The organism is Clostridioides sp. ZZV14-6345 (assembly GCF_020657775.1).
Lineage (GTDB): Bacteria > Bacillota > Clostridia > Peptostreptococcales > Peptostreptococcaceae > Clostridioides > Clostridioides difficile_D.
The window spans coordinates 1-23,419 of sequence record NZ_JAGWCX010000066.1 but is presented as its reverse complement, the minus strand read 5'-3'; the positions used below and the strand labels follow the sequence as shown (position 1 = coordinate 23,419).

Annotated in this window: 13 protein-coding genes and 1 pseudogene; 8 read left to right on the top strand and 6 right to left on the bottom strand. The window is 29.3% G+C overall.

The genetic code is table 11. The annotated features are described in order from the left end of the window. Positions 1 to 360 precede the first annotated feature (360 nt). A complete protein-coding gene (locus KGF39_RS15580; protein WP_227823012.1) occupies positions 361 to 1,704 on the top strand; it encodes a sensor histidine kinase in 1,344 nt (447 codons plus the stop codon). Positions 1,705 to 1,989: 285 nt separating this feature from the next. Here the strand turns inward: KGF39_RS15580 and KGF39_RS15575 are convergent, their stop codons facing one another. Together KGF39_RS15575 and KGF39_RS15570 are read right to left on the bottom strand one after the other, a co-directional pair. Continuing rightward, entirely contained in the window at positions 1,990 to 2,559 is a 570-nt protein-coding gene (locus KGF39_RS15575; protein WP_107594114.1) for a hydrolase, read from the bottom strand. 160 nt (positions 2,560 to 2,719) lie between these two features. Then, positions 2,720 to 3,970 (bottom strand): MFS transporter, encoded by a 1,251-nt coding sequence (locus KGF39_RS15570; protein ID WP_227823011.1) that lies wholly within the window; start codon positions 3,968 to 3,970, stop codon positions 2,720 to 2,722. Between the two features lie 461 nt (positions 3,971 to 4,431). Here KGF39_RS15570 and KGF39_RS15565 point away from each other — a divergent pair, with 461 nt between their 5' ends. The 3 genes from KGF39_RS15565 (at position 4,432) to KGF39_RS15555 (ending at position 9,436) form a co-directional block, all read left to right on the top strand. Beyond that, complete coding sequence (locus tag KGF39_RS15565) at positions 4,432 to 5,892, top strand: NADP-dependent glyceraldehyde-3-phosphate dehydrogenase (RefSeq protein WP_227823010.1); 1,461 nt, start codon at positions 4,432 to 4,434, stop codon at positions 5,890 to 5,892. 368 nt (positions 5,893 to 6,260) lie between these two features. After that, positions 6,261 to 6,866 (top strand): TetR/AcrR family transcriptional regulator, encoded by a 606-nt coding sequence (locus tag KGF39_RS15560; protein ID WP_227823009.1) that lies wholly within the window; start codon positions 6,261 to 6,263, stop codon positions 6,864 to 6,866. Between the two features lie 2 nt (positions 6,867 to 6,868). Continuing rightward, positions 6,869 to 9,436 carry a PEP/pyruvate-binding domain-containing protein gene (locus KGF39_RS15555; protein WP_227823008.1) on the top strand — a complete coding sequence of 856 codons (2,568 nt, stop codon included), beginning with the start codon at positions 6,869 to 6,871 and terminating at the stop codon, positions 9,434 to 9,436. A gap of 141 nt (positions 9,437 to 9,577) precedes the next feature. Here KGF39_RS15555 and KGF39_RS15550 read toward each other — a convergent pair whose 3' ends face one another. The 4 genes from KGF39_RS15550 to KGF39_RS15535 all read right to left on the bottom strand — a co-directional run bounded on the left by KGF39_RS15550 (position 9,578) and on the right by KGF39_RS15535 (position 12,465). Then, positions 9,578 to 9,730 carry a hypothetical protein gene (locus tag KGF39_RS15550; RefSeq protein WP_227823007.1) on the bottom strand — a complete coding sequence of 51 codons (153 nt, stop codon included), beginning with the start codon at positions 9,728 to 9,730 and terminating at the stop codon, positions 9,578 to 9,580. Then, complete coding sequence (locus KGF39_RS15545) at positions 9,691 to 10,005, bottom strand: PAS domain-containing protein (RefSeq protein WP_227823006.1); 315 nt, start codon at positions 10,003 to 10,005, stop codon at positions 9,691 to 9,693. The genes KGF39_RS15550 and KGF39_RS15545 overlap by 40 nt, the downstream gene beginning before the upstream one ends. A 47-nt stretch (positions 10,006 to 10,052) precedes the next feature. Next, positions 10,053 to 10,952 carry a GGDEF domain-containing protein gene (locus KGF39_RS15540; protein ID WP_227823005.1) on the bottom strand — a complete coding sequence of 300 codons (900 nt, stop codon included), beginning with the start codon at positions 10,950 to 10,952 and terminating at the stop codon, positions 10,053 to 10,055. Between the two features lie 331 nt (positions 10,953 to 11,283). After that, positions 11,284 to 12,465 (bottom strand): GGDEF domain-containing protein, encoded by a 1,182-nt coding sequence (locus tag KGF39_RS15535; protein WP_227823004.1) that lies wholly within the window; start codon positions 12,463 to 12,465, stop codon positions 11,284 to 11,286. A gap of 530 nt (positions 12,466 to 12,995) precedes the next feature. On the opposite strand from KGF39_RS15535, the gene KGF39_RS15530 reads away from it, so the two are divergent. The 4 genes and pseudogenes from KGF39_RS15530 to KGF39_RS15515 all read left to right on the top strand — a co-directional run bounded on the left by KGF39_RS15530 (position 12,996) and on the right by KGF39_RS15515 (position 23,285). Continuing rightward, complete coding sequence (locus tag KGF39_RS15530; RefSeq protein ID WP_227823003.1) at positions 12,996 to 14,432, top strand: GntR family transcriptional regulator; 1,437 nt, start codon at positions 12,996 to 12,998, stop codon at positions 14,430 to 14,432. Positions 14,433 to 15,023: 591 nt separating this feature from the next. Beyond that, positions 15,024 to 15,218: pseudogene (locus KGF39_RS15525) on the top strand (recombinase family protein); the annotation flags it as partial. Between the two features lie 346 nt (positions 15,219 to 15,564). Next, the gene (locus tag KGF39_RS15520) at positions 15,565 to 18,060 is read left to right on the top strand and encodes an ATP-binding protein (RefSeq protein WP_227823002.1); all 2,496 of its coding nucleotides are present in this window, start codon (positions 15,565 to 15,567) and stop codon (positions 18,058 to 18,060) included. Positions 18,061 to 18,074: 14 nt separating this feature from the next. After that, positions 18,075 to 23,285, top strand: coding sequence for a GTPase (locus KGF39_RS15515; RefSeq protein WP_227823001.1), 5,211 nt, complete (start codon positions 18,075 to 18,077; stop codon positions 23,283 to 23,285). The last annotated feature ends 134 nt before the right edge of the window (positions 23,286 to 23,419 follow it).

The following is a 23,419-nucleotide window of genomic DNA, read 5'->3' as shown; positions in this document are numbered from 1 at the left end:
TAGTAACTTTTCTTAATAATCTATTGTAACTTTGACATACTTCGCCTATCAAGATATATCGTATGAAAAAAGATTTTATTGTAATTTTTATAGGATTTTATATGAAAATAATATAAGAGTTTTATGAATAATATATTTTATATTTACTTATAGATAAATTTATATAGTTATTAATGAAAAAAGCGATATAACGTTTGGCTCAATTTAGTAAATTTAGTGATATAATTAAAAAAGAAAAGAAATATGGACTTATTTGGAATAATTTTGACAATCTATTTACTACACATGTAGAGTCGTATATAATTAAATTATACGTAAAATATAAAAAAATAATTTATTAATACATTAGGAGAAAGTATTATGATAAAGTCAAGCTTATTTTGGAATATTTTCATTGTGATACCCTTTATGATAGAATGGTTTCTTTGTAAGAAAATGCTAGACTATACAAGTGAGAAAAAGATTTCTAATAGAAAAATAAACCTGTATATAGTAGGGATTGTTGTTTTTGCTAATATAGTTTATTTTTTTGATGTACATCCAAATATAAGAGTAATTATATCTGTGATAATTACTATTGTATTTTACAAAATCTCATATGATGTGAGGATTATGAAGTCTGTATTAATATCTCTAATCTACTGGATGTTACTAATTGCTACAGATGCCTTAAGTATATCTTTAACAGTTTGGTTTAATTCTATAGATAACATGAGCAAGATGGTGACAGGAGATATATACAGGATTGAGTCTATTGTATTGGGAAAGATACTTTTGATTTTAACTTTGTTTTTGTATAGAGCACTAAAGATAAAATGGAATATAGAAATAAATAAAAAGTCATTATTTTATATAATTATCCCCATAGTCGCTAATATAGCATCTTTTTTTGTCATTTTTAAATACATATTTAATTCAGAATCAGGAAGATTAATTCATAATTGTCAATTCATTATGATTTCTGTTGTATTACTTATATCAAGTATAATCTTAATTTTAATTGCTAAGAAATTACAGCAATATAATACTTTAGTTGTAGAAAATAATATGATTAAAAATATTTTGAAATGTGAGAATGAGTATTATGAAGATATAGAAAAGAAATATTTAAAAACTAGATTATTAAATCATGATATGAAAAATCATATATTGTGTATAAATGCCATGGTTAAAAAAGGAATTGATGTTACTTCATATTTAAATAATTTACAAGTGGAAGTCCAGAGTAATGAGTTATTATTTAATACTGGTAATTTTATATTAGACACCATATTAAGTGAAAAGAAAGAAATCTGTGATAAAAATAATATAGAACTAAAAATAGGAATAAATTTTAGTTGTTGTGAAGCTATTGAATTAGTTGATGTATGTCATATATTTTCAAATATTTTAGATAATGCAATTGAAGCATGTAATAAAATTGATAATGGTAATAGAGCAATTTGTATTAAAGGTGATGTTATGCAAAATTTTTATCTAATAAGAGTGGAAAATACTAAGGTCAATAAAGTCATTACTAATAAAAATGGAGATATTATGACAGATAAAAAAGGTTCTCTTCATGGGCTTGGAATAAAAAGTATAAAAAACGCTGTAAATAAGTATGGTGGCAATGTTGTAATTGAATATGATAATAAAAAGTTTATAGTTAAAATTGCTATACCACTCAGAAATGTGAAGAAAGCAGTCAATCATGTAATTTAATGTATGTAATGAAATCCTATAATGACATGTTCAGATTGAAATTATTTATTATTTATGAGAAATTTTTAAAGTCAGAGGGTTTATACTTATTATAAATTATATATTATTTGTTGTACTTATTACAGATTTTACATATAATGAGTTTGAAGTATTATAGTGAGTTTGAAGTATTAAGTAATGAGTTCAAAATTTTAAGATTTTTATTGTGCAAAATATAAAAAGAAGTTGCATCAAAAGGAGAAATGCTCTTCAAAGATGTAACTTCTATGGTATATGTATGAGGGGCTATATTGCCATTTCTGGAATTAAGCTTCTCATAGCTTCTATAGTTGTTTGGATAAGTTTATCAAGTTCCCAGCCAAGCATCTCTGCACCGCTTCTTATAACATCTCGAGAACAGCCAGCAGCAAATGACTTATCTTTAAATTTCTTTTTAACAGATTTTAATTCTAAATCAGAAACACTTTTTGAAGGACGCATTATTGCAGCTGCACCAATTAAACCAGTAAGTTCATCTACAGCAAACAATACTTTCTCCATGAATTGTTCTGGCTTAACATCTGAACCAGTTAATCCATATCCATGACTTACAGTAGAATCTATTATTGATTTATCTAAATCAAGCTCTGTCATTAGTTCTCTTTGTTTAACACAATGTTCATCAGGATACATTTCAAAATCTAAGTCATGTAAAAGTCCAACGATTTCCCAAAATTCTACTCTTTCAGGGTCATACTCCTTTGCATAGTATCTCATAACACCAGAGACAATTTGAGCATGTCTTATATGAAATTCTTCCTTATTGTATTTTTTTAATATTTCCCATGCTTGTTCTAAAGTTGGCATGTAACTCATTTTTATCACTCCTATAGCTGAATATTTTGAATTTTTATAAAGTTTATTTTTTATTGATTATATCAATCAATTTCCAAAACGTCAACACACTGATACACAATTTTGTATTTGAATTCAGAAATTAGTGAAAATTAAATTTTTATATCTGAATTCTTTGTATTTAAAGCTTTTCGTTCCTTAATGTTATCTTTGATACAAATGCTATAAGTAACGTAATAAATCCAACTCCTAGTATAATAATGTACACTCTATCTGATAATAAATCAAAAAGTTTACCATACATAACCTGACCAAGGGGCATTGCAATTGCTGTTCCTGCAAAAAGAATTGACATTACCTTTCCTAAGAGTTCATTTGGAGTTTTTAATTGTGTGATTGTTATAACATATATTGAGGCAAGAGTAGTTGTAAAAAATATTAGCATAGAGGAAACAATAAAGATTAAAAACGGAACTGGAAATCCTGTATTTAACATAAATGGATAGACTGAAAATGCCATTGGTATAAACATAAGTGCACATATTATAAAGGAAATATGCAAATTAGTGATTTTTAGGTATTTTGAGAAAACACCTATGCTCACAGCAGCTATTAGTGAACTAAAAGAGATTGCCCCTTCTGCTAGACCGTATAAGAAGTTACTAGCTCCCATAGTTATTTTTACTATATAGGGGATGCCTACGATTAACATAGAGCTTAAAAATAAATTTATTGCTATGGCTAAAAAAAGTATTTTTAATATAAACCTATTTTCTTTGCACATATGAATAATACCAACTTTTATATCAGTAAATATAGTTTTTATAATATTGCTAGTTTGCTCTTGTTTAATAAAAGGAATTTGTATAAATATCTCCATAATTGCAGATATAAAGAAACTTATACAACTGATAACTACAATTGCATTAATCCCAACTATACCATACAAAACACCTCCCAATACAGGCCCTGCGATATTTGTAAGGGATGCAACTCCTGCTACAATACCATTTGCATTCATTAAATGTTCACTATCGACTAACATGGGTGTACTTGACTGAACTGTTGGTTGGTACATTGTGCTTATAACTGATAATATGGTCATAATAATTCCTACAAGTAATATTGAGCCACTATTATTAAATAAAAAGATTACTAAGACTAACACTGTAATACTACTTGAAAAATCAAAAATAACCATTAAGTTTCTTCTATTGAATATATCAGCAATAGCTCCACCAATAGGGGAGAATATTATAATTGGGATTGAAGATACTGCTAGTATAGTAGCAAATATTTCTGCTTTGCCAGTTATATCAAGTATGTATAAAGACAAAGCAAATTTAAGTATTGATGCACCAAATAATGATATTATTTGACCTAATACCATCAAGTTAAAATTTTTATTAAAAGTCTTCAAGGATTTTACCATATATACACCTACCTATCTAAGATTATTAAAACATTTACAATAATTGTTGTAATAGCAATTACTATAAGGATTTTTTTAATTTTAATACCTAATATTATTAGAAATATAGAAACTATTGTAGACAACATAGAGTAAAGCGACATGATATAACTACTAGGGTCTACAAGTTTTGTGTGATATTCAGTTTATCATTTATTCTGTAAACTATATCTTTTATTTTTATATTAATTCACTCATATTAACCTTCCTTAGATATAGAGGAATATTTATGAGACTTGTATTAAAATTTGATTTGAATAAGTTTCAAGCGAGCATGTTATCAAAATAGAAAAATGTAGAAAAAACGTTAACTCTAAAAAATTTTTCTAGGTAAACGTTTATAAGAAAAAGAAATGTTTACATAACGAATAAATGGCTATAATTTAAATACACAAAGTTATATCAGAGAGAGGAATAAAAATATGTTTAATGAACTTAGAACAAAAGAAAATGTATATAAAAATTTAATAAATGGAAAATGGGTAGAATCTAATTCAAGAAAACCAATAGAAATTTACTCACCAATAGATAATTCTCTTGTTGGTAAAGTACAATCTATGACAAAACATGAAGTAGATGAAGTTATCCAAAATACAAAAGAGAGTATAAAGGTATGGGCTGAAATGCCTGTATACAAGAGAGCTAATATATTTCATAAGGCTGCTGATTTACTGTTAGAAAATATAGATGAAATAGCTAATATACTGGTACTTGAAATAGCCAAAGACATAAAATCTGCAAGGGCAGAGGTTGAGAGAACAGCAGATTTTTTAAGATATACAGCAGATGTAGGAAAAAATATGGAAGGTGAAGCTATTAGTGGCGATAACTTTCCTGGTGGAACAAGAAATAAGATGTCATATGTATCGAGAGTTCCATTAGGTACTGTTTTAGCTATATCTCCTTTTAATTATCCTGTAAATTTATCAATGTCAAAGATTGCACCAGCACTTATTGGTGGAAATGCAGTTGTATTAAAACCTGCTACACAAGGGGCTATTAGTGCACTTCATGTAGTAGAAATTATGAGAAAAGCTGGGATACCAGATGGAGTACTTAATACTATTACAGGTAGGGGTAGTGAGATAGGGGATTATGTTGTAACACATAAAGGAATTAATTTTATTAACTTTACTGGTAGTACTGAAGTTGGTCAGCATATATCTAAAATATCTGGAATGGTGCCATTATTATTGGAACTTGGTGGAAAAGATGCAGCTATAGTATTAGAAGATGCAGACTTAGATTTTGCAGCTAAAAATATAGTATCTGGAGCATATTCATATTCAGGGCAAAGATGTACAGCAGTAAAGAGAATTCTAGTACAAGAGAGTGTAGCTGACAAATTAGTGGAAAAAATAAAGCCATTAGTAGAGAAGTTGACAATTGGAAATCCAATGGATGAAGTAGTTATCACACCTCTTATAGATAATAAAGCAACCGATTTTGTTCAAGGGTTAGTTGATGACGCATTACATAAAGGAGCAAAGTTAATAACAGGTAATGTTAGAAAAAATAATTTATTCTATCCAACGTTGTTAGATAATGTAAATGTTGATATGAAGATTGCTTGGGAAGAACCATTTGGCCCAGTACTTCCAATTATAAGAGTTAAAGATATGAATCAAGCAATTGAAATTGCTAACCAATCAGAGTATGGGCTTCAATCATCAGTATTTACAAGTGATATTGATAGGGCGTTTTATATAGCTGATAAACTTGAAGTTGGTACTGTTCAAATAAATAATAAGACTGAAAGAGGTCCAGACCACTTCCCATTTTTAGGTGTAAAGGCATCTGGTATGGGAACTCAAGGTGTTAAGTATTCAATTGAGGCTATGACTAGACCTAAGGCAGTAGTGGTAAATGTTAGAGAGTTGTAATAAATAGAGATAAAGAATAATAGAAATAAAAAATAAAGGAGTTGTCTTAAATTTGATTTTTTGTAATTGAATTTTAAGTTCAACTCCTTTTTGAATTTTTATATGCTATTTCTTAGTAATTATTTTTTAATAAATATCTTAAACTTTGAGATTGATGAAATTTGAACATGATAAATATCTTAAATTTATAGTCTTGTTTTCTAATGATGAAGCCTATTTCTACTTAAATAGAGCAATTTCTAAAATGAACATTTTTATCTCGAGTACCATATACAATGGAAAAAATTAACCTTGACAAGTGACCGATGGTCGCTGTATGATAAATAAAAAAGAAACGACCAGTGGTCGCTAAAAGGAGGTATCGCCTTATGCCAAAAGGAATTGTGCTTACACCCGAACAACAAGCAGAACGCCGAGAAAAAATAGTTGCTGTTGCTTTGAGTCTCATAGCTGAAAATGGATTCAAAAAAACATCAATGAGAGAAATTGCAGTTTTAGCCAACATGGGAAAGTCAAGTCTATACGATTTTTTCAAAACGAAAGACGAGATTGTTGTATACGCAGTTGAGAAAGAAATAGAAAAAACTATCCAACAAGTTCATAGGATTATTGATGGTGAACCTTCGCCACAACAGTGCCTTAGAAAAATCATGCTTAATCATCTTAGATTTCCAGAGCAGTATAGAACTGTACTGATGTGGTTAAATACAGAATCTGATTATTTAGAAGAAGAGTATCGAAAGAGACTTAAAGATGCTCGTTATGCATATCAAGATATTATAAAATCGGTAATTGATAATGGTGTGACCACAGGTATCTTTCGCAAAACGGATACCGCTCTTGTGACACGTTTGTTAATTAACTCCATGTTATCAATCAGCTACACGTCCCGACCATCAGATAGTTCGGAAAAAATGTTGGATGAAACAATGAATATATTTCTGCACGGGATTATGAATGATGGAGGTGAATGATTATGATTTATTATGTCTTGCCACTGGAACATAAACAAGCAACCATTGAAATTGTTGGTGGAAAAGGAATGTCTTTATCAAAACTATTGACAGCAGGCATCCCTGTGCCAGACGGTTTTCATGTTACGACTGCTTCATACCAGATTTTTGTTGAGACGAACCATATTCAGTCTCGAATTAATAAACTGCTAGATGGTATTGATTCCAATAATACCAGCCAACTTGAAGATGTATCTAAGAAAATAGGGGTGCTTTTCCATAATGGAGAAATGCCACAGGAAGTGTCGGACGCAATTAAAACGGCTTATGCCGGATTAGGGAACATATCGGTGGCTGTCCGTTCATCTGCGACTGCTGAAGATTTACCTGACGCTTCTTTTGCAGGTCAGCAGGAAACTTATCTTAACATACAAGGTGAAGATAAAGTTATTGACGCTGTAAAGAGATGCTGGGCTTCCTTATGGACAGCTCGTGCTATTGCTTATCGTGTGAAGAATAATATAAAGCACGAGATTGTCGCACTTGCTGTTGTAGTACAAAAGCTTGCATTTTCCGATTCATCTGGTATTATGTTTACGTTAAACCCAATCAATGGTAGACGTAGCGAAATGATTATTAACGCTGCATGGGGGCTTGGTGAAGCGGTGGTTTCTAGCTTAGTTACACCCGATACAATCGTAGTGGATAAGGACTCCGAACGAATTATATCGTATGAAGTGGCAAATAAAGAGATTATGACGGTTCGTACTTCAGAAGGAACAGAAGAAACCATGGTTCCTGAAAGGTTAAGAAAAAAATATGCTCTTACTCGTAATCAGGTAATGCAACTGATACAGCTTGGAAAGAAAATTGAGAAGTATTATCAAATGCCTATGGATGTAGAGTGGGCACTGGAAAAAGATAAATTGTACATTGTTCAGGCTCGTCCAATTACTGTTCTGTCACCGGAATGGGTATTGCCAGAACAGGATGTTGTATACACAAAGGGAAGTTTGGCAGAACACTTACCAAATCCTGTTACACCTTTGTTCGCCACGCTTGGTCTTGAAATCGTAAACCGTGCATCGGAGCTTTTATGGATAGATATGTTTGGTAAAAGTGCAAAAAAACTACTGCCAAAAAACGGGGCATACACGGTTATTAATGGATATGTTTATCTTTCTGCTAAATCAAAGCCACTTTTGATTGCTATCAAATCCCTTTCCCCACGCTCTTTACGTAGGACACTTATGAACAGCGTTGCACGCTGGGAAACGGCACGAAAAGGATATGAGGATGCTATTAAACAATGGGAAGAAAAGCCCCTGCATACGATGAACGCCCATCAAATTATGGAGGGTATTCAGACAATATTTTATGCCGCATGTATTTATTTCACAAGGATTCAGCTTACGTTGCCTGCTGCTTCTATCAGTGAAACATTATTTACAAAATTATTTCAAGGAGCAGTTCGCCGTGCTGGTATAACGGATACTTCCGTTTTCCTGCTTGGGTTTGATACGATTGCTCTGCAATCGGAAAAGGAGTTGTGGGGTCTTTCAGAATGGGTAAAGCAAAATAACAGCATCAACCTTTATCTGCAAAACAGTCCTGCAATAAAGATAGCAGAAGATTTCATGTCTTCAGTTGTGCCTGTTGGAGTTTCACAGGAAGTATGGATAGAATGGAAAAATCGAATCAATAAGTACTTTAAAGAGTTTGGTCGTACTGCTTATGAATTTGATTTTGCGTATTCCACACCACAGGAGACACTTACACCAACTTTTGAATCCGTAAAAACATTTGTGGAAGGAAAAGGGGAAAGTCCTTTTTTACGCCAGACCACGTTTGAAAAGCGTAGAAAACATGCAGAAGAAGAGATTTTACAACACATAGGTGGATTGCGTAAAAAACTATTTTTTAAGTTGCTCCATTGGGCGCAGGAAACCTCTCCTATGCGTGAAAATGCTATTTATTTGATGGGAATGGGGCATCCTCTGATTCGCTGTATGTTTCAGGAAATCTCAGAACGATTCATACGAGGAGGAGCTATTTCACATTTAGATGATATTTATTGGCTCACAAAATCGGAATTGGAGGCACTTATAGAACAGTTGGATAAAAATAAGTCTCTATCTGATATGAACGGGTTAATACCTGTTCGAAAAGCTGAACTTAAAAAATACATGGGTTATGTGTCACCATCCAAGTTGCCAGAGAAAAACAAAAAAACTATATCACAAGCACTACAGAAGCAGAAAGATGGGGAAATTGTGTTGACGGGCATTGGTACCAGTACTGGTGTTGTGACGGCTCCAGCTTGTGTACTGAATAGTCCAGCAGATTTTGAAAGCTTTCAACCTGGAAGTGTTTTGGTTGCAGTTACCACAACTCCAGCATGGACACCATTATTTTCATCTGCAAGTGCGATTGTAACGGACATTGGTGGTCCTCTTAGCCATTCAAGCATTGTCGCACGTGAATATGGCATCCCAGCCGTTATGGCTACACACATTGCCACACGAACTATTAAGAGCGGACAAATGATAACGGTGGACGGGTTGGCAGGTACGGTGACGTTTGATGAGTAAAAAGCCTATTTTCGCTTTGAAGCTTTCAACCTTTGTGATTGCGTTAGCGGAAGTAGTAATACTTAAAGTTTTTAGATTTCATAATACTACTAATACCCACCGAACAGCAGTAAGAAAAACCATAGCTTGGTGGGTATTTTCTTATGTAAAAGTTTGTTCTATTTTAATCATCATTTGTTCTGTAATATCAACCATAACAGAATATGAAATAGGGTATCCATCAACTATTTCTCCTGTTAAAAATCCAAATAACTTTATCCAAAGTTTTTTCCACTGCGATGTTTCATACGACAAACAGAATCATATTTTTTTGCTCCAGTAGAAAACGTTTTTACTACAATATCTACAAGTTCATTCCAATCTTCTGGATTATCCTTGTAAAAAAGGTCACATTGATTATGAAATAGAGTTTCGTATTCTTCTTTTGTATAACCAAACATTTCATAATATCGGTCATTAGCCCAAACAACAGTAAAGTGTTCATCTAATAGGTGTTTACTAACGCTTACATCTAGTGCATTCATTAATAAACTATATTCAATATTTGCAAAATCTGTACTTTTTGACATTCCTAGGACTCCCTTATAACATATATTTTATAGAATATCTAAATTACCTAGTTTAAAGTAGATTTATTTTTAAGCTTATTTTCATACATCAAAGAATCTGCCTCTGATATTAAAGTTTCAATATCAGATATTCCATCCCACTCAACTAACCCATAGCTTATGGAAAGAGCATAAGGATACTCGTAAGTATTACTTAAATTTGATAATTCATAATTGATATTAATCATTATTTTTTCTGCTTCTATACAACTTGTATTCTGTAAAAGGAATACAAATTCATCTCCACCATACCTAAATAGTAAGGAATTTTCTATATTTATAAGTTTTTTTACTATTTGTGCAGTAGTGGATATGTATTTATCACCAAATTGATGTCCAAATTTATCATTTACAAGTTTTAAGCTGTTTAAATCAGCAAAACATAAAGTAAATTTGTAGTGATTTGATGTCCATTCTGATAATTTTTGGTTTACAAAAGGTCTATTGTAGAAGCCTGTCAGTAAATCTGTATATACAATATCATTCAATTTATTAATTTCATATTCTGTTTTTAAGCTTTCTACATATTCTATTTGGTTTTTACTATCGTAACTTTTTATTTGAGTAATTCTAAAGCTATATCTTTCTGCAATATAGTTACCTACCAAAACTATTATGGCAGACTTGATTCCATATAATTTTGAAATCAAGACATTTTCAACAGTATAATATATTGATAGACTCAAACATAGATACAAGTACATTACAAACATAAGGCTCAATAAAAAAATCAGATTTTTTTTGTCTTCTAAAACTGTTTCAAAGCTAATCTGATTATTTTTATGATTTTTATAACAGAAATATAGCCCTGTAACTATAAAACTAAATGATATAGAAAACATTCTGTAAATATTTGTAATAGAATTACTATCAAATAAATATGCTGGCATGTCTAATACTATTGACATTAAAGACCTAAAAAATATGTTTATTGCTAAACTAATGATAGAGCAGTTTAGTGAATAAAAAAGGTTTTTTATGATGGGGAGTTTGTAAGTTATTTTAATTTGTATGAATAAAACCAACATAAAAATTGTCCAATTTGTAATTAGATGTAATCTTAAATAAGTACAAATAATAAAGATTAAATAATTAAATAGAGAATATATAACGTATACTTTATATTTGTTTTTAGATTTACTAATCACAATGTCTAGATATTTAAAAAAATTATAATGATAAAGATAATAAGATGAAAAACATAGTAAAATTATAAGTAAGCTTATATACATATCCATTTTAGTTACTGTTCCTTCTATGATTATTTTGTTTATCAGTGTACATTCTAACATCTGCAATATTAATAATTTCTTCTATAGTCATTTTATTTTCGCTAGGAACTTCCACAATACCATAGCTAAAAGATATCTTATTATCCATAATTTTACGTATTTTCTCCATAAATTCTTTTGTTGTGTTTTCATTAGATTTAGGCATAATAACTATAAACTCATCTCCTCCTATTCTAGCAAATATATCGTCTGTTCTTAAATTTTCAATAACTATACTTGAGAAGTTAATAATATAATTATCTCCAGCTAAATGTCCATATGTATCATTTATTGTCTTTAATTTGTCCAAATCGATATATACCAATGAAAATAATAAGCTATTATCAATGTAAGACTGTATTTTTTCAAAAGCAAATTTTCGAGTATATGCTGATGTTAATTCGTCAATGTTAGCTTTTTTCTTTAATAAATTGACTTTTAATAACTGTTCTTGCTTTATCATTTCTAGTCTATTATGTTCTTTTTCTAAATAAATGTTTTTTTCAATGGAATATATATGATTGATGAATATAATCAGTTGTAAGGTTAATAATAAGTTACTTCCAATTATAAAATAGGAAGTTAGAGAACTTGGTGGTGAAAATGTAACCTGTACACTATCAAATAATATATAGCCTAAAGTGAACCAAATAAACTTTAAAAATAGACTGAATTCTATTTGATTTTTAGTTATTATGTAAATGTGCTCTTTTAGTTTATCTATAGAGTACCATAAGATAAAATCTAAAATAGAAGCAATTAAAATGCTAGTTAACTTATAGGTCCTATTTATAAACATAGTATCTAGACTTGTATTTTCAACAAGAGATATTATACTTAGAGTAATAAGGTGTAAAATACAAAAACTTATTACTGCTATATTAGGAATAAAACGATTGCTATTAGATTTTTTTTTGTTCATTAAAAGCAATTTGTGACTTACTATGTAAAACAATATATAAAATAGTGGTAATGGTAATTCTGTAAACATTATTGTCAAAAAAGTTAATGGTTTTACTATAAATATGTATTTATAGTTCTTATGTACAGCTATACTCTTGTTTCCAAAAGATGCTACCTTGTATATGTAGATATTGCAGAGTTCAATTATTAATATAATAGTTATGATTAAAAAAATATGGTATTTCATAGTATATCCTCTTTTAAAATGATATTGTATTTACTTAAAATGGAGTAAATTTTATATACTCGATTTTACATCTTTTCTTTAGGTACATATAAAGAGCTTATATGGATACCTTCTTTTTTATTGTATATATTTTGTGCTAGATAGAGTTTAAAGAGTATCCCTATAATTTTATATAGCAAGTATCATAATTATATATTTTAAGTATCATATGATTTATTGTGTAAAATTAAGTAAAGTTATTCTATTAGCAAACATAAATAATATCTAAAAAAAAATATATATTCATTGAAGTTTTAAAACACTTAAAATTGTTCTAATTAATTTACTACAATAACATGTTAATTTATTATAGTCATATATAATATGCTATTTTACTGTATTATGGTATTATAAAACTTAGACCATATATATAAATGGTTTATATTAATTATAGATTATGAAGAAAAAATAAGCAACTACTTTAATTTGTTAAATAAAAATAAATCTAGTTTATGAAAGGCAATAAATCTAATTTATCAAAGAGGAAAAATATGAAAAAAAAACCACAATATCTAATTATTTTTGAACATATAATTCAACAAATTTACACTGGTAAGATTACTGTTGGAGATAGACTTGATTCCATCCAAAATATGTCCAAAGAGTATATGGTATCAAGAAATACTATAAAAAAAGTAATAAAAATGTTGTCAGAAAAGGGATTTATAGAAACAAAGGTTGGGTGTAGACCAGTTTTAATCAACAACACTAAAAAATCAATAGAATCTGAATTATCATATGAGAGGATTTTGCAAGTATCAGAGATGTATCAGATTTTTAGCTTGATATTTCCTTCTATCGCTGTGTACAATATCAAAAGATTTACAACTAAAGATTTTCAAGAATTACATGAGATTACTGATTGTATAACAGAGGATAGTTCTGACTATTTTGTTTTTAGAAAACAGAGGATAAAATATATAGAGAAACTAATAAGTAAAACAAATAATTCTCTTATTAAATATTTTTGTGATATTATTCAGTATGATGCTATGATTTCAAAAATGGTTTATAGTGTCGATAACTTGGATGACTGTTATGTAGATTTTTTTAGTAATAAGTATATAGAACAAATAAGAAAAATTTATTCATATGCACTGAATGGGGATTTCATTAAATTCAAGGAGTCATTAACCTGTATGTATGAAAACTGCAGAGAATCTACACTTAAGATGATAAAAAATTATGTTCCAGAAGGTAGATATGCAAATAATTTTAATTCTGTATCATTAGAAAATAGTTATTTATATGATTTAATTGTTTCAGATATAATTTGTCAGGTTTTTGAAGGAAGTCTTAAAATAGGAGATTGTCTGCCATCAATTACTTCGGTAATTAATAAATATAGTGTATCTCTTCCAACAGTTAGAAATGCGTATAATAAATTAAATGAATGGGGAATTGCTAAAACGATTAATGGCAAGGGAACGTATATAACCCTTTTTTCTGAGTATGATGATTATTATATAAAGACAGAAGAAGGGTCTAAAAGATTGAATTTGCTTTTAGATGCTATAGAATTTGTTACGATTACTCTTGAGGATGTAGTCCTTTTATTAAAGGAGAAGATAGATTACATAGATGTTGAGGATATAGAAGCTCACTTAAGATATTTACAAAATAATTTTGAAGAGTGTAAGGTTTATCCCGACTTTGTTTTACTTTGTAAGATAGTAGATTATACACAAATTTACGTATTGCAAGAAACATTTTTGCATTTAAAACAATATATGATATTTGGAATTTATTTAGAGAGATTCTTTCGTAAAGAGTATAATGAAATTTTGAAAACACGTTTTGATGTATGTTTGGAGATACTTGTGTATTTAAAAAAAGGTGATGTTGAAAATTTTGCAGAAGCTTTTTCAAATATTTTTAAGAATTCTTTACAAAGGTTGAAAAATGTTATATTTGTATTAAAAGAGTGATATTTGAGTATAATTAAGAGCAATATAAAAAATAATAAAGTTTTTATGTGATTTTAAATAAATTAAGTTAAGTAATGGATATTTTCTAAGTATAATAAGTGAAAATATCCATTATTCTATTTATCAAATTTTAAGAACAAGGTGTATATCGTATTGTAGAATAATCTTATTATCTGTAAAATTTAGGTTGTTTCACAAATATTTTTACTTAATCAATCTTAACTAAATTTTGTAATAGAAATATTTCATTATTAAATAAGGTTTTTATAATCATAATAATAAGTAATAGATAATTAAACTATTTTTAATTAATGGTTGAGCATAAGTTTAAAATATATAAATTGATATACTTATTTTAATGAATTTTTTGAATGTTTTACTCTAATAGAATTACTAATTTTTTGAAATATATTATAGAAAATTGTTTTAAAATATTGTTTTTATTGATTATTTATCCAGTTATGCATTTTTATCGACCAGTTACACAGAATATATTGAATATTAAGAAAATTAGTACTACTATATGGATAAATAAATATATACATAAAGGAGGTTTTTTATATGAGTCTTTTTGTTGGTGGATGGTCAAAATTTAGGGCTGTCGAAGAAGAAGATTTAAAAGATGATTTGAAAAGTCAAGTGGAGTTTCTTAGACAATATGCAAATGCTAAAGGAATAATAGTAGATGAAGTTATTGAAGATTATGGAAGTGGACTAAATTATAATCGTAAAAAGTGGAATAAACTAATTGATAGTTGTATGACTAATGAGGTAAATACGATTATTCAATAGTGGTGTAATGTTTGAATTAATTGTAGAAAGATAATTGTGATAAAAAGTATATATATGTAATAACCATAGAAAAATAGTGGACAGATAATATAATAAGACAAATGTGTTATAGAAAATACAATAAAATAAGTACATTAAATAAAATAACTGTGTTGATAAAAATTATACCTTACAACACAGTTATTTTAGTAAATAAGGAAGAAGCAATTATCGAATGAAGATATAAAATTATTAAAAATAAAAAACAAAACGAAATTTAAATATAGTCTAAGAACTTTACAATTTACTTAAGTGATTAAACTTTATTTAAATAAAAACATATAACTAAGGAGGAAAATAAATGCCAGAAAATAACAATCAACTTTTAGAAGAAATAACACTCTTATTAAACGAAGGAAAAGTAGCAATAAATAAGGCAGAAAATCAAAATTTAATTCTAATTCTTGGTGGGACAGGTTGTGGCAAAAGCACTGCAATTAACTATCTTGCAGGATGTGTAATGAAGGAAGTAGAGGATGAAGACACTGGTATATCTTATATTGAGTGTTTAGACCCTGTAGCAGAGATTGGTTCAGGAGCTGTTTCTCAAACTTTGTATCCAAACATTGTAGATATGAGAAAACCAGTAGAAGGAATGGATGCAAAATTATGTGATACTGCAGGATTTAGTGACAATAGAGGGGTAGCCCATGATATTAGTGCAGCAGTTTCATTAGGTGAAGTATTTAAAAATTCTGCATCTATATGTGCAGTAGTTGTATTAATACCAGAAGCAGATATATTGGATTCTAGACTTACAAAAGTACTAGATTTGTTCCAACAGTTAAATATGTGTCTTCATAGAGAAAACTTTAAGGGTAGTATAACTTTTTTCATTTCAAAAAGCTTCTTAGGAAGAACAGAAAAACAAATATATAATGTTATAAAAAGAAAATATGAACAACTGTGTGAAAATTTAGATAGTAATATAGAAGAAAAAGCTTGGTTATTTGAAGAATTGCTAAAAGATAATGGAAAAAATATTCATCTTTGTAAGCCACTTGCATCAGATGAGAGGGAAGGTTTATTAAAAAAAGTACTAGAATTAGATGAAGTTAAAGATAAGACATCAGCATTCCAATATCCAATTAGTGCAGATGCAAGATTAGTTTTAGATACATTGATAAAAGATATTCAAAATAATATCGTATCTAGTTTGGAAGATTATGTTAAGGAATATACAGAAGACTTTGTCAATGTTATCGGAAGAATAACAATGATTCAAGAAATATCAAAATATGATAAGGTTGTGGGAGTATTTAGAAGCTGGTTGGAAAGTACAACAAGTCTTACTATAGACAGATTTATTAACGTATTAGCTAAAGAAAGTGTCTTATTCTTACAAGATAATTGTATGAAATTACAAAATAAGATAAAAGGGAATTTGGATATAATTGATGCCTTAAGTAAATATACAGAACATGGAACTGGGGAAATTTTATTACCTTCTGTACATATGGAATATATTATAGAAAAAGCAAGTAAAAAGATAATGGAGCAAAACTTCATTATAATAAGAAAGAACTTAGGAGAAATTTTAGTTTCTTATGAAGTACAAAAACAAGTGTTTACATTGCCAAATAGAGAAAAATTAATGGAAGTTGCAAATAAAAAAGATTATATATACAGTAGAAATGATTTTGAACCAATTTTGAGAAATGTTACATCAATACAGAGTGAAGAATTAGAAAACAGTATAACAAGATTAAATACATATGGAGAAGAAGGAAACGAAATAATTAGAGAATTTATTAGTAAATACATTTTAAATCCATTTATAGTAAAAACAATTAATATTAATGATAAGAAAGGTATTGAAATAAGAGCATTGATTCCAAACTTAGTAATTAGCAGTGTATTGGAATATTTCAAAAACAGAAAAGTGGATGACGATGTTTCTACATTTATGTTCTTTGCTAAAGATACTATTTATATGGATGATAACCTTGGAATGGACTTTGCATCAGAGAAGAATATTATTCTTGCTTGCAATAACCTCGATGTAGGTAGTAATGTAAAAATTAATGTAAGTGGAAAGAGTGGAGAACTTGTAGATAATTCTATGTATGGGAAAAATGGTGAAGATGGTAGAGATTCAGGTAATATCTACTTGTATATTAAGGAAGGAATTAGAAATTATCGTTTAACACTAATTGCAAATGGAGGAAATGGTTCTAAAGGAATAGATGGTAAAAATGGTGAAACTGGAGCTTCTGGAAGTAATGGAGCTGATGCAGGATATACAAGTAATTTCCACGGACAGATGTTTAAAGGATATTTTGCAAAAGGCACAAGTGGTAAAAAAGGTGACAAAGGTGGAGCTGGTGGAAATGCTGGAAGAGGTGGAAATGCTGGTAAGAAAGGTAATATTTACTTCATTTCAGATTCAGAAGAACAAAAAAATAGAATAATTAATCATTGTGATATAACAGTGAGAGATGGAGAAGCAGGTCCAAATGGTAGACCAGGTTCAGGTGGATATGGAGGAAGTGGTGGTTATCATGGATATAATACACTTTCATTTTCTCCAAGTGGCATAGATAAGACTGTGTACTATACAGGATATTTTACAAGTTGGGACTGTAAGTTAGATAGTATAGTTAAATATCATATAGAATTTAGTGGTGGAAATTGGAATGAAGGTAAAACAGGACCATCAAGAGAATACGCTGAATATGGAGACAGAGGAGATAATGGAGGATTTAATGCTCCAAATACTAAGTTATCAACAGCTGTTTCAAAGGTAGAAGAGAATCTTATTAAAGAAAAATATCAAAGCTATTGTTCTGAAATATAGAAAGGGATGGATGTATGGCAAATAAACTTTATAGTGGAATCGTAAACCTTTTGGAAGAGGGAAGGGATGAGCTTAGAAAATATAATTTAAAGGAAAAATCAATTTTGTTATTTTTGGGTGCTTCAGGTGTTGGAAAGAGTACTTGTATCAATTATTTAAAAGGTTGTGTAATGGAAGAAAAGAAAGATGCAGAAACTGGACAAGTATATATCACTGCAAAAGATTCAGCTGTTGAAATTGGAAATGGTGTATATTCTAAGACTTTATGCCCAGAAGTTGTAGATATTGCAAATAGAAACTTTTCATTATGCGATTGCCCAGGATTTTTTGATAATCGTGGAGCAGAGTATATGATTGCAGGTGCAATGCTTGTAAGGGAAACTATCTCTACATCTTCAAAGGTGAAAGGAATGGTAGTTATTTTAGACTATCAATCTCTACTGGACTCTAGACATACATTATTAATAGAAACAGGCAAAAATTTGAAAGATATGCTTGGTGATTATGAAAAGTATAAAGAAAATTTCTTCTTTCTTATCAATAAAATACCTAAGACACTCGTCGGTAATGTAACAGAAGAAAAAATAAGAAACATATTGAAGAAAGTAAAAGAAGACCTAGATAGCCAAGAGAAAGATTATGATGGTTATAAGGAATTAGTATACTTATTAAATGTAGTGTTAGCAGATGGTGTATCTATCAAATTATGTAATCCACTAGATAAACATCCAGAAAAGTTATTGTATGAAATGAAAAATCTACCTGAAACTTTTGAAAAAACAGATATGGGATTGATGCTTACTGCTTCTTGTAAAATAGAAATACAAAAAGCTGTTGATATAACCTATAAAGAGCTAGAAAAACTTTTAGTTCCTTATATAGAAAGTGTAAAAAAAGGTATAGAAGATTCTATTTCTATTTTATCTTCTATAAATAGTCTAAAAGATAAAAAAGTACAACTTGACAAGATGTATATGGATTTATGTAGCAAAACTAATAGTATGAAAGAGCTTATGGAGTTTGTACAAGAACTTTCATATGGTGATGGAGTACAAAAAGTAAATGTATTAGAAGAAACACGCCTTCTTTTAGAGTTAAATAGTTATTGTAGTGAGACTCATATTGTTGGTCTAAGTGAGTTGTTAAAATCATTACTAAAAAATACTTTAGAAGATACATTAAGAGATATTAAATATTGGATAGTAGAAGAAGAACATAAGGAAGAAGAAGCCAAAAAACTTGAAGATGTAGAATATAGGATAGAAAAGATTCAAAGTTGTACGTATATAAAATCATATGAGAAAGAAAAGGTACTTTCTATATATATTCCTATACCTAAAGTGAACTTATCAGATTTGACTAAAATAATATCTGGTTATCAACTTAATGCTTTGTCATCTATATATATGTATGGAGATTGTGAGCTGAAAATTGACTGTAGTATGGAGAAAGAAGTCTTTTCAGGTAAGAATATTGTATTGTTGGCAGAAAAATTATGTATACCAGAAGGTTCTTATTCAATCAATGTATCTGGTAAGAATGCAGAAAAATTGATTGGAGAAGATTCTATTTACGACGGAATGAATGGAAGAAATGGTAATAATGCAGGAACTTCAGGTGATATTTTATTATCTTTTAAAGAGATAGAAAAAAAAGGAGAACTTAAACTTTATGTAGATGGTGGACAAGGTGGAAATGGACAAAATGGAAAAATAGGAGATACAGGACTGACTGGAGAAGCTGGGGAAAATGCTAAAATAGGTTCTAAAAAAGAGTCAAAAGAATTTGCTAAGGATAATGATACAAAATACTATGTGGTAAAAGCAGAAAAAGGAAAACAAGGTGGAACTGGAGGTACAGGAGGTAATGGTGGAAATGCAGGTCTTGGAAGTAAATCCGGACAGATTTATCTCCTTGGAAAAGCAACTGTATTAAAAGGTTCTGTAAGTAAAAAAGATGGAAGTAATGGTCTAGCAGGAAAAGGAGGAGCTGGAGGAAAAGGAGGCTCTGGAGGTCTTGGTGGAATTAGAGGTATATATGAAGAAACAATAAGATATATAGCTGCCTCCATTCCAATAGATGATAGTGATAGAAACTACTATTATTTTGATAGATATGTATTAAGTCACGCTTCAAACAAAAACGAAGTAGCAGATGATGGAGAGAAATTAAATGCTCTTTATGAAGAACATAAGGACTGGACAATTAGCAAACGTGAAGATTCAGGTTCAGTTGGAGCAGAGGGCAAAGAAGGGCATTTTGGAGATGCATTAAAAGAAAAAGAATTGTTAAAGCAGGAGTATTCTTTATCAATAGATACATTCTTATATGACTTTTTTGATAGATTCGGTTTTTCTGGAAGTAAAGGTTATAGGAATCTTAGACTATTGTGTGCAGTAGGAATTTTAGAAGCTGATATTTTAGAACTTTCACATATTTATGAAATTTTTCATGCAGTTGAGAAAGTGGAGATGCAGTTAAATAGAGAAATACTTAAGAAGTACTATAGTTTTGATAAGAAAAATAAAGCAGTACTTTCTTTGGACGATATGAATATAAAGAAAGAATTTTATAAAGAGGCAAAGGAAATCTATGAATACCTTATAAATAAATTGATGCAGTCTGATAAAATAGAAGCTTTTATAGAAGAAAAACAGAATTTTAGCGAATGGAGTATGATTTTATTTGCACTTGAACAAAAGATAGCATTTTATGTGCAGATGGTAGAAGAAAATGAAATTGGAGGAAATCGTGTTACAGATATTCGTGCTTTGACAGATTATCTGGATAAGACCTTAAGAGAATTGGAACAAGGAAAGAAAGATGAGTTAAAAGAAGGATATTTCAACACATATAAAGAAAGTATCCTAATTCAAATTGAATCTGGAAATCAACAAATAGAGATTTTAAAAAATGAACTTGAGAGTAAAATGCTTTCTGTTAGTGCAAAAATGAATCTATTGATTCAAGAGATTATAAAGATAAAAGAAGATGAAAAAGCAGATATAGAGAAACTAAAAGAGAAACAGAAAAAACTTGAGGAACAAATGACAACACAGTTAATTCTTTCGGGAATACAAAGCGCGTTGAGTTTACTGACAGCATTTAGTGGTGTTGGTCAAGCTTGTCTAGGAGCATTTGACAGTGCAAAATCTTTGAAGGAAAATCTTTCAGCTAAAGAAGAGGAATACCAATGGACCAACAGGATGGTTGAGTTTTCAGATTTTAAATTAGATTCTGATGGTATGAGTTTTGTACTTGGAGAACAGCTAAGTGAAGATAGAAAGAATGCTTTAGATAAAATGACTTATAACTTGGCGGGTATTGATGAAGGAAGAAGAGATAAATTTGACCAAATTAAGGAGATTATAGTTAAGTCTATAGATGACGATAACTATGCAGACAAAGCTGATGATATTCAAAGAGCAAAAGAGGGGTTAAGTGAAAGCGAGTATAAGGAAATTTACACAAAAATCCAGAAAAAAGAAATAGGTATGTTGGAAGCAAATTACAATAACAAACAACAAAAAGATAAGTTGGTTGCACTAGAGAAGAGTAAGCAAGCTATTGAAAGACAACAAAAGATGTCTAAAATTAAAAACGCATTGAGTATTGGTAGCTCTGCTTGTTCTCTTGTAAATACTGCAATTAGTGGTGTTAATAATTGTCTTAATGTAAAATCTAACTTTGAAAGCAAAATAGAGGTAGTTAAAGAGGCAATTAAGGATAAAGAAAATAATATTAAGAAATTAGATGAATTAAATACTCAAATGGTAGAGTTTAAAGATAAAACTTTGAAAGAATCTGTTATCCCATTTGTAGAAAACTTTGATAATACAGTTAAAAATCAAGATATTTTCCAAAATGAGATAAGTAAATTAAAAATGAAGGAAGTTTTAACTGAATTAAGCACAAAATTTGCAAGCTTAAAAATGGAAAATTCAGAGGTGATTTCAGGAATCTTCAAAAAAGTACAGGATATGATGGAAGTTCAGATTATTATTACTGATAAAATTGATAAGAAAAAAGACAATCTTGCAATGGGAGAATTAATTTATCAAATGTCAGGTAGTGGCAGTCAAATGAATGAATATCAGAAAAAACTTATTCATCAAATTGAATTAAATCAGGTTAGATATTTGTGTCAGGTAGAGGCAGCAGCTTTCCAATTATGGACGTTCCCATTTGGAAGCAATATAGTAAATATCTTAAATAGATGTCATGTAGGGATTACAGAAGATGAAAATGAGGTTGTAAATCAGGCTAAAGAGCAAAATAGACAGATTAAAGAGTTTCTTGACCAAGATGCTTATCAATGGCAAAAAACAGATAATCATATTTTGAAAGTACCATTGGCAGGAAGTTTAGATAAAAAATCACGTGTGGGATTTGAAAATACATATTCTTTATATGATTGTAGTGAAGAAGAAGTGAAAAAGCTCTTAACAGGAGATGAAATTAGTTTTGAAGTTCCGTTAAATCAAAACTTTGATGCTATAAAATATGTAACTATGTATGCAAATATTCCTAACCTTAGACGAAATATTTTAGATGAAAGTCTAAATGTAAAGGTGCATATTCATTTATATGATAGTGGATACTTCTCTCTATATGATGATAGAAAAGACATCTATTATCAATATGTATTTCCACAAAATTATATTGATATTACGCATGGTCTTGATGTTAAGTATAATGATTCAGATTCAATAAATTCAATATGGTCTTCGGTAGAAGATAAAGGAATAGAAAAGTTCAAAAATGCTGGTCTAAACTCTGGTAGAAGTCCATATTCTATGGCTAAGATTTCTTTGAAGACACATTTTAATAAGAAGCTTTCTTATGATTCACTTACAAATGAGCAGAAGAAGAAACTAGAATCATACTTTGATAAATCTAGTAGATACGCATGGAGCGAGAGTATAGATATATTGAAGAGCCTAGGGTATATTGATTTTAAAGGTGTTTTGGCAAAGAGTTGGTATGAAATCAAGAAAGATATAGATAATGATGGAGAGATTATGAAGCATTTTTCTATATTACAAGTTGATTTATTGGAAAGAATTATTTATGAGCAGACTAGTATACTAAAAGAAAATATACCTAATTTGACAATTGAGTTTGTAGGCTGTGGTATTTATGTAGAGTCTGAATTTAATTATCTAAAGCAAAATGATTTAAAATGCTATGAAGAAAGATTAGTTGAAAATACAATTATTAGTTGAAAATACAAATAAGAGATAAGCTTTAAAGAAATTTACAAAAGGGGATGTTTCAAAGTGAAAATTTGAATCATCTCCTTTTTTGTAAAAATATAAAGAAGTTGGGGTCTTTAAAATAAAGTGTGTATTCTTCTAAA

What these genes read in the sequence shown, in the direction of transcription:
- KGF39_RS15580 (WP_227823012.1), top strand. Translation starts at nt 361, where the DNA reads ATGATAAAGTCAAGCTTATTTTGGAATATTTTCATTGTGATACCCTTT.
- KGF39_RS15575 (WP_107594114.1), bottom strand. Translation starts at nt 2,559, where the DNA reads ATGAGTTACATGCCAACTTTAGAACAAGCATGGGAAATATTAAAAAAA.
- KGF39_RS15570 (WP_227823011.1), bottom strand. Translation starts at nt 3,970, where the DNA reads ATGGTAAAATCCTTGAAGACTTTTAATAAAAATTTTAACTTGATGGTA.
- KGF39_RS15565 (WP_227823010.1), top strand. Translation starts at nt 4,432, where the DNA reads ATGTTTAATGAACTTAGAACAAAAGAAAATGTATATAAAAATTTAATA.
- KGF39_RS15560 (WP_227823009.1), top strand. Translation starts at nt 6,261, where the DNA reads ATGCCAAAAGGAATTGTGCTTACACCCGAACAACAAGCAGAACGCCGA.
- KGF39_RS15555 (WP_227823008.1), top strand. Translation starts at nt 6,869, where the DNA reads ATGATTTATTATGTCTTGCCACTGGAACATAAACAAGCAACCATTGAA.
- KGF39_RS15545 (WP_227823006.1), bottom strand. Translation starts at nt 10,005, where the DNA reads ATGTCAAAAAGTACAGATTTTGCAAATATTGAATATAGTTTATTAATG.
- KGF39_RS15540 (WP_227823005.1), bottom strand. Translation starts at nt 10,952, where the DNA reads ATGTCAATAGTATTAGACATGCCAGCATATTTATTTGATAGTAATTCT.
- KGF39_RS15535 (WP_227823004.1), bottom strand. Translation starts at nt 12,465, where the DNA reads ATGAAATACCATATTTTTTTAATCATAACTATTATATTAATAATTGAA.
- KGF39_RS15530 (WP_227823003.1), top strand. Translation starts at nt 12,996, where the DNA reads ATGAAAAAAAAACCACAATATCTAATTATTTTTGAACATATAATTCAA.
- KGF39_RS15520 (WP_227823002.1), top strand. Translation starts at nt 15,565, where the DNA reads ATGCCAGAAAATAACAATCAACTTTTAGAAGAAATAACACTCTTATTA.
- KGF39_RS15515 (WP_227823001.1), top strand. Translation starts at nt 18,075, where the DNA reads ATGGCAAATAAACTTTATAGTGGAATCGTAAACCTTTTGGAAGAGGGA.